We start from the raw sequence: 13,774 nt of genomic DNA, 5'->3' as shown, positions 1-13,774 counted from the left end.
GGCTCCTCGCTTACCGGCTGCGGACCGAGGTCGGGACCGGCATGTGCAGGGCGAGCTGCCCCTCGGTCACGACGTCGAACTGGATGGTCCGCATCGGCTTGAGGGAGCGCAGGTCGTCGGCCATCCGCCCCTCCCCCACCGTGAGCTGGAGATCGCGCGGGACGAGCGAGGTGCCCGCGGAGAGCACGTTGGTCTGGCTGAGGGTCGAGTGCCACGCGCCGTTGATCGAGGTGTACGAGGTGAGCGACGCGACGCGCTTGCCGCTCGGGAAGCTGTTCTGGGCCGGGGTGGGCGCCGAGAGCGCGAGGTCGATGCCGCCCGCGTCGTTCGCCACGCGCGCGGTCGTGCGGTGGGCGTCGATGTCGACGTCCAGACCGGTCACCCACTTGGGGAAACCGTAGCCGTCGTGTCCGCGCACCTGGGCGATCTCGGTGCTGACCGGCAGGGACAGCACATAGGAGTCGAGGTGCTCGTTCTTGAGCGCGGCGACGAGGTCGAAGAAGCCGAGCTTCCCGTGCCGGGCGGGCTTCACCGCGATGCCGACGGCGGCCTCGGTGTAGAAGTCGATGTCGCACACGTCGTACCGGAAGAACATCGCGGAGACCAGACCGAGCCCGGGCGCGACCTCCAGCGGGGCCAGCTCGCGGGGCAGCCGGGAGCGGATGGCGCGGGTGGGCGCGAGCATCGTGAGCCGGGCGGTGGAGATGCGGTAGTAGAAGTTCGGGGTGAGGGTCTCGCCGACGGGCGAGTCGACCTTGGTCTTCGGCAGCTTCCGGAAGAAGTCGACACCGCTGACGCGGGGGTCACGGGCGACCGCGTCCAGGTCGGTGTCCATCCGGTAGCGGTCGTAGAGGCCGCCCTTGGGGACGGTGACCGCGCGACCGCCGAGGTCGACCTTGACGGTGTCGGGCTGGGGCTGGGACGAGGGCATGGAGGGGCTCCCGGATCGCATGTTGACGGTGATTACATCAGCGTAGCACCAATGTAAGCACCGTCAACACATGCGATCGCGCCCGCTGTCTCAGTCGTCCTGGTGCAGGGCGTTCCCCAGGAAGTCGATGGCGATCTTGCGGGCGATGTCGGCCGCCTTGGTGTCGCGCAGGCTGTCCAGGAGCAGGAAGTCGTGGACCATGCCCGCGACGCGGACCGAGGTGACGTCGTTGCCCGCCTCGCGGAGCTTGTTGGCGTACTTCTCGCCCTCGTCGCGCAGCACGTCCGCCTCGTCGGTGATGACCAGGGTGGGCGGCAGCCCCTGCAGCTCCTCCAGGCTGGCCTGGAGCGGGGAGGCGTAGATCTCGGCGCGCTGGGCGGGGTCGGCCGTGTAGGCGTCCCAGAACCACTTCATCCCGTCGCGGGTGAGGTAGTAGCCCTCGGCGAACTGGTGGTACGACGGCGTGTCGAAGTCGGCGTCGGTCACCGGGTACAGCAGGCACTGTGCCTTGAGGTCGATCCCGCCGCGGTCCTTGTTCATCAGCGCGAACACCGCCGACATGCAGCCGCCGACGGACTCGCCGGTGACGGCGATGTTCGAGGTGTCCATGCCGTGGTCCGCGCCGTTCTTGAGGACCCACTGGCCCACGGCGTAGTTCTGCTCGACCTGGGTCGGGTACTTCGCCTCCGGCGCGCGGTCGTAGACGGGGAAGACGCCCACCGCGCCCGCGCCGACGGTGAGTTCGCGGAAGAGGCGGTCGTGGGTGTTCTCGTCGCCGAAGACCCAGCCGGCGCCGTGGATGTAGAACAGCACGGGCAGCGGACCCGTCACACCCTTGGGCCTGATGATGCGGGTGCGGACGGTCCCCCACTCACCGGCGTCGACGTCGACCCACTCCTCGTCGACCTCGGGACGGGGCACGCTGGTGTCGCTCTGGAGGTCGGCGAGGATGGCGCGGCCCTGTTCCGGTGGCACCTCGTAGATCCGGGGGTGCGGGTCGGTCGCCTCGGCCAGTTCCTTCGCGGCGGGTTCGAGGTAGGGCGTGACGGGCGGCGGGATGTCGGTCATGGCCACTCCTTGGGACGGGCACACGAGTCGATAGTCGCGCGGCCTGTCCGGCCGCTGATGGTGACGGTTACCCCGAGGCGGAGATCACCCACACATGTGAGGCGGGAATCCCCGTGTCCATATTTGGCGCCCGCGCCAACGGACGCAACCGGCGCCCCGCGCGTCGCCCGGCCCGGGAAAGAGGGCTGCCCGGCTCCCGTACGGGGGCAGCCCGGCTCGTGCACGAGGGTTGCCCTGCCGGGGTACGAGAGCTGCCCGATCCCATGGACGAGGATTCCCCGGCTCAGGTACGAGCCCCCGCCGGGACGCTCCTGCCGGGCTGCCGCAACGGGCTGAACGAGAGGCGCGACCGGCTCGAGGTCGTCGACACCTACGTGATGACGCCACCCGTGTCATCGTCGCCCCCGGCCGTGCTCTGGACCTGCCCGCGCCGGAGATGCCGCCGAACCCGTAGGCACCGTGCCGGCGCACGACATCGGACGCGTCGGCAGCGAACAGCGGCATCATCCTCACGGCCGGGCGGTGGCGGCCGGCGAAGGAGTCAGGGTTGCGGTTGAGGCTGCTCGACCGCTTCCTCGGCAGCCGCCGCCGTCTCGGCGGCCGCGATGTCGATGAAACGACGTATCGCCTCGGGGGACATGTCGAGCCCCTGGGAGGCGGCGTGTTCGTCGCCGAAGACCTGGACGGCCTCGGCGACGGCCAGGGCGAGTTCGGCTTCCGCCTTGCGCAGCTTGACCTCGGCCTTGTCGACGGTGTCGACGACCGCGAGCTGGCGGCGCTGCTTCTCCTGGAGTCGCTGTTTGCGGGACGGCGTCTTGCCGACGTTCTGCACAGTCACACCAAGATCATAAACAGAGCGGTGGGCAGAGATGTAATCGACAACTCCGCTTCCGCACGCGGCTGTTCGTGGGCCGACGTGCGGAGGGCGTCTCAGGCCGACAGCTCCCAGGCGTACGGCGGTTCCGCGCCGGACCGGGAGCAGGTCAGGGCGGCGGCGCGGGCCGCGAAGCCGAGGACGTCGTGCCAGACCTCGGCGTCGAGGCCCGCGACGGCCGCGTGGCTCAGCGCGTCGATCTCCCGCAGCCAGTGCAGGAGCGCCGCGTTGACCGTGTCGCCCGCTCCGATCGTGTCGACCACCGTGACCTTCGTACCCGGCACGCTCACCCGGCCCGCGCCCCGGCTCCACACGCTCAGTCCGTCACCGCCCCGGGTCAGGACGATCGCCGCCGGGCCGTACTCCAGCCACTCGGCGAGCCGGGCGTCGAGGTCGCCGTCGGGGCCGAGGTCCGCGAGCCAGCGGGCGTCCTCGATCGAGAGCTTCAGCAGCGCGACGTACGGCAGCCAGGAGAGGAACCGCTTCCGGTAGGCGTCGGCGTCCGCGATCAGACCGGGGCGGATGTTGGGGTCGAGGGCGGTGAAGACGCCGTTGTCGGACTCCCGGCGCAGCAGCGCCTCGTACGCGCTCGCGCCCGGTTCCAGCACGAGCGAGCAGGTGCCGACCGACAGGGCGGTGACGCCCTCCGGCAGGGCGGTCGGGAGCGCGAAGAGACGGTCGGCGGTGCCCTCGGTGTAGAAGCCGTAGCCCGCCGATCCGTCGCTGCCCACGTCGGCGACGGCCAGCGTCGTCGGTTCGGGACCCCGCTGGACCAGCGCCGTGTCGGCACCCGCGTCCCGCAGCCCCGACAGCAGGGCCGCGCCGAAGGCGTCCGTGGACACGCGGGAGCAGAACGAGGTCGGGGAACCGAGGCGGGCGAGCGCGACGGCGACGTTGTACGGCCCGCCGCCCCGCTGCGGGAGGAGCGGCGGCAGCGGGGACGCCGAGTCTGAGTGGGTGACGGGGGCGGGCACGAGGTCGATGAGCGCCTCGCCGGCGACGACGATCACTGTGCTGATTCCTTTCGGTGCGCCGTGGAGCGGCGGGGCGGGAAGGGTCGTAACTGACCAACAGAGCAAGGGACTTGGGACGGGCTACGGCGACCCCACCGGGAAGTCGGTCGCCCCCGCGCCGAAGGCGGCAGCCCCCGGCGGGCACCCGCAGGACGTCCGGTGGACCACCGCGCACGGCAGCCGGACCGTCCGGGCGGCGCGCCCCGGCGCGTCCAGCCGCTCCAGGAGCAGCCGCAGCGCCGCCCGCCCCACGTCCCGGCTCGGCTGGCGGACAGCCGTGAGGCTGGGCGAGAACAGGTCCGCCCACTCGAAGTCGTCGAAGCTGACGAGCGCGATGTCCTCGGGGATGCGCAGGTCCGCGTCGCGGAGTGCCTGGAGCGCGCCGATGGTCATCGCGTTGTTGGCCGCGATGAGGGCGGTGGGACGGGCGCTGCCGGACAGCAGGCGCTCGGTCGCGAGACGGGCGCCCTCGGAGGCGGAGCTGCCGTGCGCGAGCAGTTCGGGGTCGTAAGGAAGCCCGGCCGCACGCAGCCCCTCCCGGTATCCCTCGACGCGCTCGGTCGTCGTGCTCAGCCCGGCGAGGCCCGCCACCATGGCGATCCGGCGGTGCCCGAGGGAGGCGAGGTGCTCCACGAGTTCCCGCACGGGCGCGACGCCCTCGGCGCAGACCTGGTCGTACGCCGGTTCCTCGGACTCGTCGACGCGGCGGTCCAGGAAGACGGCGGGGACGGCGGCGCGGGCGAGGTAGTCCAGGAGGGCCGACGGCTGGGCCGAGGGGGCGATGATCACGCCGTCGACGCGGCGTTCGTGCAGCATCCGGACGACGCTCAGCTCGTGCTCGGGGTCGTCGTGCGGGTCGGCGATGAGCAGTCCGTACCCGGCGGCGAGCGCCTCGGCCTCGACGCCCTGGAGGATCTCGGTGAAGTACGGGTTGCTGATCGCGGAGACGGCGAGGCCGACCGAGCGGGTGCGGGAGGTGACGAGGGAGCGGGCGAGGGAGTTGTGGATGTAGCCCAGCTCGTCGATGGCACGGAGTACCGCGTCGCGGGTCGCGGGCCGTACCGGACGTGTGGCGTTCAGCACGTGGGAGACCGTGGCCACCGAGACGCCCGCGTGCCTCGCCACGTCCGCCATCGTCCGCATCCCGTACTCCTTCGTGTTGCCCCGTACCGCGTGGTTCCGCGTGTTCTCCCGCCCGCGGTGGAGCCGGACGGCGGCGGGCGCGGTGGGGGAAGCGCGGGCCGTCCGTCCATGAGACCTCGTCCGCCGGAAGGACAGACGCCGAAGACCTATGAAAAGTCACACGTAAGCGTTTGCGCAAGCGCTTACGTGGCGATTATGTTTCCCGCGTCTTCGGACATCCGTCCGCACACCGCTGTGAGGAGGCGCCATGCGCGCTGTCGTGGTCACCCAGCCGGGAAGCGCCGAGCTGACCGTCATACCCGATCCGAGTCCCGGTCCCTCGGAGGTGGTCGTCCGCGTCAGCTCCTGCGGCCTCTGCGGCACGGACATGCACATCCTGGGCGGCGAGCTGCCGTCCGTCGGCTACCCGCTGGTCCCCGGCCACGAGCTGACCGGCGTCGTGGTGGAGACCGGCCGGGACGTACGCTTCCCGCTCGTCGGCCAGCGCGTCGCCGTGGACCCCAACACCCCGTGCGGTGCCTGCCATTACTGCCGGATCGGCCGCGGCAACCTCTGCGAGCACTACACCGCCGTCGGCGTGACCCGCGACGGCGGTTTCGCCGAGTACGTCGCGGTCCCCGCGGGCCGCTGCCACGTCCTGCCCGAGGGCCTGTCCGAGGCCGCCGCCGGTCTGGTCGAGCCCCTGTCCTGCGCGGTCCACGGCCTGAGCCGCCTCCCCCGCCGCCCCGGTGAGCACTACCTCGTCTACGGCGCCGGGACCATGGGCCTGATGATGGCGGCCCTGGTGGCGCACTCGGGCGCGGCCTCCGTGTCCGTCGTCGACCCCAACACCCGCCGTCTGGACCTCGCCAGGCGCATGGGCGCGGATGCGACCGCCGCGAACGCCGACGAGCTGGGCCGCGACCACGGCTTCGAGGTCGTGATCGACGCGACCGGTGTCATCGCGGCCATCGAGGACGGTCTGGGCCGCGTCCGCAAGGGCGGCACGTTCCTGCAGTTCGGCGTGGCGGACCCGGCCAAGCGGGCCTCGTTCTCGCCGTTCCTCGTCTACAACCGCGAGATCGACATCATCGGCTCCATGGCGGTGCACAACGGCTTCCAGCCCGCGGTGGAGATCCTCGCCGGTGGGCTGGACCTCGACCCGCTGGTCAGCGACGTACTGCCGCTGGAGCGCTTCGACGAGGCGGTGGGGCTGTTCCGCGCGGGTGCGGGGCAGAAGATCCATCTGGCTCCGCAGCTTGATGATCCGCGGGTGGCGGGGGCGGTGGCACGGGGTGCGGCTGGTGCGGAGAGCCCGGTGATCGTCGCGCCGGAGGTCGCGGCGGCCGCCGAGGCGGCGACGGCCGCGGCAGCCGAGGCGGCGGCGCGGCTCGCGACGGCTACGGCTGGGGATGCGGCTGCGGCTGAGGGCGTCGACGCGGCTGCGACCACGGACGCGGCGTCGTGAGCCGGGTCGCGGAGCCGGAGACGGCGACCGAGAAGGCACCCGAGCCGGCGGCGAAGCGGCGGCCACGGCTGCGGAACGCCCTGATCTGGGTGTTCGGCGCCCTCGGCGGCATCCTGTGGGGTTACGACACGGGCGTGATCTCCGGAGCGATGCTCTTCATCCGCCAGGACATCGCCCTGACGCCGCTGATGGAGGGTCTGGTCGTCTCCGGGCTCCTGGTGGGCGCGATGGCGGGCGCCGGGCTCGCCGGAAAGCTGTCCGACGCGTGGGGCCGGCGGCGGCTGATCCTCGGCGCGGCGCTCGTGTTCATCGCGGGCACGGTCGGCGCGGCGCTCTCCTCCGAGGCGTCGCTCCTCATCGGCGCGCGGGTGCTGATCGGTGTCGGCGTGGGCATCGCGTCCGTCGTCGTCCCGCTCTACCTGACGGAACTGGCGCCGATGGAGGTGCGCGGCGGCCTCGCCTCCCTCATGCAGCTCCTGGTGACCGTGGGCATCTTCCTGGCCTACCTCACCGACTACGCACTGGCCCCGGCGCACGCGTGGCGCTGGATGATCGGGCTCGGCGTCCTGCCCGCGGCGGTCCTGGCCCTCGGCATCCTGACCCAGCCGGAGAGTCCCCGCTGGCTGGCGGGACGGGGCCGCCGTGACGACGCCCGCGCCGCCCTGACCCTGCTGCGCGGCGACGGCGAGACCGCCCGCACCGAGCTGCTCGACATCGAGAAGACGCTGGCGGAGGAGCGGGCGGCGACCCAGCGGCTGACGCTGCGGGACCTGTGGTCCCCGCGTCTGCGACCCATGCTGGTCGTCGGTCTGCTGCTGGTGTTCTTCCAGAACTTCGGCGGCATCAACACGATCATCTACTACGCCCCGACGCTCCTCACGAGCATCGGTTTCGGCGACAACGGCGCGATCCTCGCGAACGTCGGCGTCGGTCTCGTCAACATGCTGATGACCCTCCCCGCGATGCGCCTCATCGACCGCCGCGGCCGCCGTCCCCTCCTCCTGTGGGGCTCGGTCGGCATGTGCGCGGGCATGGCCGTCCTGGCCGCGGTCAACCTGACCCCCCTCGGCCACGGCTCCCTCCTCGCCCCCCTCACCCTCTTCGGCGTCGCCCTCTACGTCGCCGCCTTCGCCGCCTCCTGGGGCCCGGTGCAGTGGGTGATGCTCCCCGAGCTGTTCCCCACCCGCATCCGCGCCGGCGCGGTCGGCGTCTGCGTCGTCTTCAACTGGCTCTTCAACATGGCCGTGGCGCTCGTCTTCCCCTCCCTCCTCCACGCCTGGGGCGCGGGCGCGAACTTCGTCGTCTTCGCCGTGACGACGTTCGCCTCCGGCGTCTTCGTCAAGCGGCTGCTGCCGGAGACGAAGGGGCGGTCGCTGGAGCAGATCGAGCGGGAGGTGTTGCGCAGGGGGGACGCGAGTCCTTCGGCGGACGAGGTGTCCGCTCCGACTGCCTCGGTGTCCTGAGCCCGATTCCGGAGTATCAGTCCTCCACACGACCGTCGGGCCGGTAAACCGGCACGTCGAAGCGGTCGGACATGGTCTCGAAGGTGCGCTGATCGGTGGCACGCCGCTCGACGAAGTCGCGGGCCGCGGTCGGACCGAAGCCGACTTCCGCGTGTGAGCCGTCCAGCAGGGGGAACACGGTGTCGCAGAATTCGTCCAGCTCGACACCGTGTACCCGGCCGGGACCGGCGAGATGGGTGGCCACCGCCGGGGGCATGAGTTCCACCACCCGGACCGACGTGGCGTTCAGGGCGTGCCGCAGGTTCACGGTGTAGCTGTGCAGTGCGGCTTTGGCCGCGCTGTACAGCGGGGCGAACGGCTGGGGGACGAAGGCTCCGCCCGACGTGACGTTGACCAGCACGCCGGGACGACCGTGGGCCAGCATGTGCGGGACGAGCAACCGCCCGAGGTGGACCGGCGCGGCGAACAGGATGTCGATCTCGTTCTGCGCTTCGGCCCAGGGAGATCGGTCCGAGGCGATGCCCACCCGTCGCTGGATGCCGGCGTTGTTAATCAGCACGTCCAGCTCCGGCATCGTCCGCCGGACGTGATCGGCCAGGTGCTGCCGCCCTTCAGGCGTGGCGATGTCGTTGGTGAGGGTCTCGACGCCCGGCAGACGGTCGGCTACCGCGTCGAGCCGGGCGGAGCTGCGGCCGGTGATCATCACGCGGTGTCCGGCGGAGAGGTGCCGTTCGGCCAGGCCGAGCCCTATGCCGGAGCCGCCGCCAGTGATGAGCACCGCGCGCTTCTGTCGAGTTTCCATGTAAACCATCATGAGCCGTTTGTGTTTACACGGCAACTCGCAGGTAGGGTGACCCCATGACGCAGCCCCTTGACGACGCCGAGGTGGCGCGGTGGACCGCCTGGAAGCGAGCGAATGAGGCGGTACTCGCCGCGGTCGCACAAGAGATCCACAGTGCGGCCGGGCTGTCCGCAGCCGACTTCGCCGTCCTCTCACGCGTGATCGAGAACGGCGACGGCCACATCCCCCAACAGGACCTCGGCACCATGCTGGGCTGGAAACGGGCCCGCCTGTCGCGCCAGCTCTCCCGTATGGCCGACCGCGGACTCCTTCGACGCGAAGACGGACACGGCAGGCGCGTGCTCGTCACCGCGACGGACGAAGGGCAGACCGCCCTCGCCGCCGCCCGCCCGGCTCACGCACGGGCAGTCCGCCGCGCTCTGTTCAAGCACACCAGCACGCCGGGCTCCGATGACTTCTGGAACGTCATCCAGGAGATCTCCTCCACCCCTGAGGTGGCACAGTAGGCACCCGTCTCCGGGACTCGGGGGGCGCCCCCAACGGACGAGCGCGCTCCCGAGGGCAAGGAAGGCTCGATGGATGTCGTCGCATGTCTCCGAGCGGATCCACAGGCACCGGAACCCATGCGGTTGGGCGAACACCGGCTCCACGAACCGGCGTTGGGTGCCCGGACCGAAGTCGTGCTCGGTGCGCGGCGGGGTCAGCGGCTTCACGCCGAGGTCCCGGACCAGCCGGCGGTACTTGTCGTGGCGGTAGTCCCGGTCAGCCATCACTGCGTCCGGGCGGCGTCGGGGTCGCCCGCGCTTGCCGTGCACGGGCGGCAGCCGTCAGCCCTCCGCCACCAGGACACCTCCGGTGACGTGGCGCGGGTGACCTTGGACCTGTCGCTGGAGGCCCTCGGCTTGTCCGCTCCAGCTGTCGGGGCTTTGCTGCAGGCGCCGGCGGCGGATGTGGTACGTCGTACAGCCGCGCGCTCCACGTGGAAGCCAGGAACCAGGTACGCCGCATGACCGACCACGCCCCAGCCTGCCCTCAGTGCGGCCGGCACATGGAATCCGGCGGCCTTGTGCTGTCGAAACGAGTGGACGACAGTCGGCGGACCTGCCGATCGCTGTGGCGGTGTACCGATCGGCATGTCTGGTGGGGCTGGGCCGACCGACCGGACGAGCCATTGGAGCCCTGTCCGGTGCCGGACCTCTTCCATGACCTCGACGGCAGCGGGACACCGGGTCGAAGGCGTGCCTAAGAACTCCTATCGCAATGACTTCAGGCGTCGCCCGCAGATCAGTGCGCATCCGAGGGTGAGGAAGGCTTCGTGGATGTCGTCGCGGATCTCCCAGCGGATCCGCAGTCGGCGGAACCAGTGCAGATGGGCGAACGCCCGCTCCACGACCCAGCGTTGGGCACCGAGTCCGGAGCCGTGCTCGGTGCCCCGCCGGGCGATCAGCGGCTTCACACCGAGCTCCCAGACCAGGCGGCGGTACTTGTCGTGGTCGTAGCCGCGGTCGCCCAGCACCACGTCAGGGCGGCGCCGGGGTCGGCCGCGCTTGCCCCGCACGGGCGGCACGGCCTGAAGGAGCGGGATCAGCTGGGTGACGTCGTTGCGGTTGCCGCCGGTCAAGGTGGCGGCAAGCGGGATCCCGGTGGCGTCGGTGATCAGATGGTGTTTGCTGCCCGTCCTGCCCCGGTCGACAGGGCTTCGTCCCGTCTTGGCTCCCCCTTTAACGCCCGGACGTGGGAACCATCGACCGCCGCCCGGGAGAAGTCCAGAGCGTTCGCACCCCGCAGCCTGGCGAGCAGAACCTCGTGCAGCCGGGGCCAGACTCCGGCCTCCGTCCACTCGGCCAGGCGGCGCCAGCAGGTCATGCCCGAGCCGAAGCCGAGCTCCTGCGGCAGGTGCTCCCAGGCGATCCCGGTATGCAGCACGAACAGGATCCCCTGGAACACCAGCCGGTCCGGATGCCGCTTGCGTCCCGGATGCCGCACCCGACGCTCGACCTTCGGCAGCAGCGGCTCGACCACCGCCCACAGCTCGTCGTCGACCTCCCACGGCTTGGACCGCGCCACCCCACACCCCCAGATCGTCAGACTGAAGGCGATCCAACCACGACGAAGATCATTTCGTTAGGAGTTCTAAAAGCGGTGACCTCACACCATGCGAGTGAGATCATCCGTAGATGACCGACGCGCGACTACCTCGGGGATGGACTCTTCAGCAGATCCGCGAGGTGTCCGGGGATCGAGAGGCTGTCGCCCTGGATCCCACTCGGCCAGTGAAGTGGGTCAGCGTCGGCGAGGCCCACGAGATGCCACACCCTGAGATCGTTCTCGGATTCCACAGCCTGTGTCTCGTGAAGCCTACCGATGACGACGACTGGTACATGGGCAACCTGAACGACGACGGCAGCATCGACTGTTGGGAAGCCTACAGCGACCTGCACGAGGCGCTACGTGGTCTATAGGAGCAGTGGCAGCCGCAGAAACCCGATGCGTGGCCGCTACGACCGTCGATGACCGATCCACATTGAGCTACGGATCAGGTGTTGTCACTGATCCGTAGCTCTTCCTTTCGTCGGCGGGCGTAGCCCTCCAGGTCCTGCTTGATGGCCATGACGTCCTCGACGCGGAGGTGGATCGGCCCGCAGTGCAGCGCATCGCAGGAGCGGGGAAAGCTGCCGTCGATGAGGGAGACGCCGCTGAGTAGGATGCCCGCCGCCTCATCAACCGCAGTGCACAGCACCGGATGGAACGAGCAGTCCTCATAGATGTCGCCCACCTGAAGGCCGTTCGGGTTGCCGGGGTCTGGTGTCTCGCTCATGAGGGGCACCGTCTCAGTTTCCGCCTCATTCAGCGACGTTCAGGCCCGTTCGGGAGGGGCCATAAGCGAGAAGCCGCCCGTCGTTCGACCGCACGCGAACGCAAGTGAACGAGCCTGGACAGAGCTCCGGGCAGCAGGTCGTGGATTCAAGACCCGTCTCCCCCGCGCGGTTCTCAGCTGGAACAGGAGACAACCTGCCCGACAACGGAGAAGCGCTGCTCACACTCCGGACAGGTCGCCTCACCAAAGGCATAAGTCAGGGCGCGCGCGACGTCCTCATGACCGTCGGCCAGGGCAAGGTCGTAGAGGCGCCGGCCGAGACCTTCCAGGGCACATGGATCGGCCGGATGGAGAGGGAGGGTCTCGGTGTCGTCGTCGCAGAGGGCGTAGTCCTCCGCCACGCTGAAGAAGCCTCGCTCTCCGAGAATCACCCACACCGTCGCGCATCCGTCGGGATCGGGGCACTCGAGCTCGTATTCCTCGCTGACGACGCCCCAGATCAAGTCCTCCGCCCAGGAGATGTCGCCTTCCAGGTTCAGGACCGCCTCGACCAGATAGCAGTAGTCCTTCCGGCCGGCGGTGAGCGTTCGCCACCTGTTTGCGGCGCCCAGTAGCCGTATGACTTCCGGCGCGTACTGGTACCGCAGGTTACGCGTCTCGTACCGCTGGTCGGCCTGGACGAGGAGGGCGCCGGCTAGGTGGAGGGCCGAAGTCGCCGTGCTGGCTTTGTCGGTCTGCGCCATGTCGGCCAGCGTGTGCAGCACCAGCGGCTGGGCGACATCCAGAGAGCCGTTGTGGTAGAGCTCCGTCCAGAGGTCGCTCCAGGCCTGACTGTCCCGGCCCTTGGCGGCACGTTCCAATAGGGCTCCCAGGCGGTCGGAATCGGCGTCGTCTGCGCGGGGGACAGGAGGGCTCGTTGTCATCTCCGGCATCCAAGCAGACTGCCGCATCTGCACTTTCGCCGACCTGTCGATCGCCGTGGAAGTGTGCCGGTCGGCATGTCCGGTCCGGCTGGCCCGCCAGGCAAGCCATTGCAAGTCGGCCCGGTGCCAAAGCGGTTGCGCTGACATCCAACACTGACATCAACGACCACGGACAGCGGTGGCGCCCGGCAATCATGTGCGGCACCCGTGCGCGCAGGGGGCCGCCATCACATGGGGGCGTGATCGAACTCCTGAAGCGGTGCTCACAGAAGCCGCGGCCGACGGCAGCGACGGCAGCGCTGACGGCAACGACAGCGGACGTCAGCGGTACTGCGCGACCCGGCACGGTAGCGGCAGAGTGCAGGCGGACCGTCCCGCCAAGGCGCGCCCGCATCTTCTAAGAGGTCATCTCATTTGGCGAGTCTGCGGTAGCAGATGAGGGTGCAGGCGATGCTGGTGAAGCCGAGGAAGTGCTCGGCATTGCGCTCGTAGCGACGATGGAGGCGACGGCATCCAGCGAGCCAAGCCATGGTGCGTTCGATGGTCCAGCGGTGCCTGCCGAGTCGCTGAGAGGTCTCGATTCCCTTGCGGGCTATGCGGTGTCGGATGCCTCGCTGGGATAACCATCGCCGCAGGTGGGAGTAGTCGTATCCCTTGTCGGCGTACAGCTTGCCGGGCTTGCGCCGACGGGGTCCTCGCCGGGATCGGATCGGCGGTATGCCCTTCACGAGCGGCATCAGGGCCTGGCTATCGTGGACGTTGGCACCGGAGATGCCGACAGACAGGGGCAGACCGGTCCGGTCGGTGATCAGGTGGATCTTCGAACCGTACTTACCCCGGTCGACAGGATTCGGACCTGTCAGGTCCCCTTTTTCAGGGCCCGCATGTTCACCGAGTCGATCGCGCAGCGGGACCAGTCCAACTCCCCGCGGGACCCGAGTTCGTCGAGGACCAGGCGGTGCAGCTTGGCCCACACGCGGGCCTTCGTCCACTCGGTGAACCGGCGGTGAGCTGTCGCTCCGGACGGTCCGAACGACGCCGCGGGTAGCTGCTGCCACGTGCAGCCCGACGTCGCCACGAACACGATCGCTGCCAGCACCTCACGGTCGCCGTGCCGGCGCCGGCCGCCACCTTGAGGCCGCGATGGCGCCTCTGGCACGACCCGCTGGAACAGCTCCCACAACTCGTCCGGCACCAGCCGTTCAATGATCCCCACCACAGCGGACAGCCTACTCAGCCAAATGAGATGACCTCTAAGCGCTTGGCCGCCGGTTCGCGTGTCGAGTACGTGT

At 69.9% G+C, this 13,774-nt stretch carries 14 protein-coding genes; 4 read left to right on the top strand and 10 right to left on the bottom strand.

Annotated features, from left to right (window positions below):
* Nucleotides 1-10: 10 nt before the first annotated feature.
* From ACWEEU_RS15620 to ACWEEU_RS15600, 5 genes are all read right to left on the bottom strand, one after another.
* Entirely contained in the window at nt 11-931 is a 921-nt protein-coding gene (locus ACWEEU_RS15620; RefSeq protein WP_451732553.1) for an acetoacetate decarboxylase family protein, read from the bottom strand.
* Nucleotides 932-1,021: 90 nt separating this feature from the next.
* Nucleotides 1,022-1,999 carry an alpha/beta hydrolase gene (locus tag ACWEEU_RS15615; protein ID WP_385742403.1) on the bottom strand — a complete coding sequence of 326 codons (978 nt, stop codon included), beginning with the start codon at nt 1,997-1,999 and terminating at the stop codon, nt 1,022-1,024.
* A gap of 541 nt (nt 2,000-2,540) precedes the next feature.
* Complete coding sequence (locus ACWEEU_RS15610; RefSeq protein ID WP_451732550.1) at nt 2,541-2,837, bottom strand: hypothetical protein; 297 nt, start codon at nt 2,835-2,837, stop codon at nt 2,541-2,543.
* 92 nt (nt 2,838-2,929) lie between these two features.
* On the bottom strand, nt 2,930-3,883 hold the full coding sequence (locus ACWEEU_RS15605) for a carbohydrate kinase family protein (RefSeq protein WP_451732547.1): 954 nt from the start codon (nt 3,881-3,883) through the stop codon (nt 2,930-2,932).
* An 84-nt stretch (nt 3,884-3,967) separates the two neighbouring features.
* On the bottom strand, nt 3,968-5,029 hold the full coding sequence (locus tag ACWEEU_RS15600) for a LacI family DNA-binding transcriptional regulator (protein ID WP_451732544.1): 1,062 nt from the start codon (nt 5,027-5,029) through the stop codon (nt 3,968-3,970).
* Nucleotides 5,030-5,276: 247 nt separating this feature from the next.
* Between ACWEEU_RS15600 and ACWEEU_RS15595 the strand changes: the two genes are divergently transcribed.
* Both ACWEEU_RS15595 and ACWEEU_RS15590 read left to right on the top strand, forming a co-directional pair.
* A complete protein-coding gene (locus ACWEEU_RS15595; protein WP_451732541.1) occupies nt 5,277-6,476 on the top strand; it encodes a zinc-dependent alcohol dehydrogenase family protein in 1,200 nt (399 codons plus the stop codon).
* Nucleotides 6,473-7,939: a sugar porter family MFS transporter gene (locus ACWEEU_RS15590; protein WP_385742389.1), complete on the top strand. Its 1,467-nt coding sequence runs from the start codon at nt 6,473-6,475 to the stop codon at nt 7,937-7,939. Before ACWEEU_RS15595 ends, ACWEEU_RS15590 begins: the two co-directional genes overlap by 4 nt.
* Before the next feature lie 16 nt (nt 7,940-7,955).
* Here ACWEEU_RS15590 and ACWEEU_RS15585 read toward each other — a convergent pair whose 3' ends face one another.
* On the bottom strand, nt 7,956-8,741 hold the full coding sequence (locus ACWEEU_RS15585) for an SDR family NAD(P)-dependent oxidoreductase (RefSeq protein WP_451732538.1): 786 nt from the start codon (nt 8,739-8,741) through the stop codon (nt 7,956-7,958).
* 56 nt (nt 8,742-8,797) lie between these two features.
* On the opposite strand from ACWEEU_RS15585, the gene ACWEEU_RS15580 reads away from it, so the two are divergent.
* Nucleotides 8,798-9,247 (top strand): MarR family winged helix-turn-helix transcriptional regulator, encoded by a 450-nt coding sequence (locus tag ACWEEU_RS15580; protein WP_451732535.1) that lies wholly within the window; start codon nt 8,798-8,800, stop codon nt 9,245-9,247.
* 746 nt (nt 9,248-9,993) lie between these two features.
* Here the strand turns inward: ACWEEU_RS15580 and ACWEEU_RS15575 are convergent.
* Nucleotides 9,994-10,808, bottom strand: a protein-coding gene (locus ACWEEU_RS15575) for an IS5 family transposase (RefSeq protein ID WP_451732532.1) whose coding sequence is annotated in 2 segments (ribosomal slippage) — nt 9,994-10,479 and nt 10,482-10,808 — 813 coding nt in all. Because the reading frame shifts where the segments join, the coding sequence is not laid out codon by codon here.
* 110 nt (nt 10,809-10,918) lie between these two features.
* Between ACWEEU_RS15575 and ACWEEU_RS15570 the strand changes: the two genes are divergently transcribed.
* Nucleotides 10,919-11,203 carry a hypothetical protein gene (locus ACWEEU_RS15570; RefSeq protein ID WP_451732529.1) on the top strand — a complete coding sequence of 95 codons (285 nt, stop codon included), beginning with the start codon at nt 10,919-10,921 and terminating at the stop codon, nt 11,201-11,203.
* Between the two features lie 74 nt (nt 11,204-11,277).
* On the opposite strand, the gene ACWEEU_RS15565 is transcribed toward ACWEEU_RS15570, so the two are convergent.
* From ACWEEU_RS15565 to ACWEEU_RS15555, 3 genes are all read right to left on the bottom strand, one after another.
* Entirely contained in the window at nt 11,278-11,559 is a 282-nt protein-coding gene (locus tag ACWEEU_RS15565; protein ID WP_451732526.1) for a hypothetical protein, read from the bottom strand.
* A 173-nt stretch (nt 11,560-11,732) separates the two neighbouring features.
* Entirely contained in the window at nt 11,733-12,491 is a 759-nt protein-coding gene (locus ACWEEU_RS15560; protein ID WP_451732523.1) for a hypothetical protein, read from the bottom strand.
* Between the two features lie 401 nt (nt 12,492-12,892).
* Nucleotides 12,893-13,692 (bottom strand): IS5 family transposase gene (locus ACWEEU_RS15555; protein WP_451732739.1). Its coding sequence is split into 2 segments (ribosomal slippage): nt 12,893-13,353 and nt 13,353-13,692, totalling 801 coding nucleotides; the frame shifts between segments, so codons are not numbered across the junction.
* Nucleotides 13,693-13,774: the final 82 nt, after the last annotated feature.

The sequence above is a fragment of the Streptomyces sp. NPDC005004 genome, from assembly GCF_053600675.1.
The sequence above is the reverse complement of the archived record's forward strand: the minus strand, read 5'-3'. Positions and strand labels throughout refer to the sequence as shown.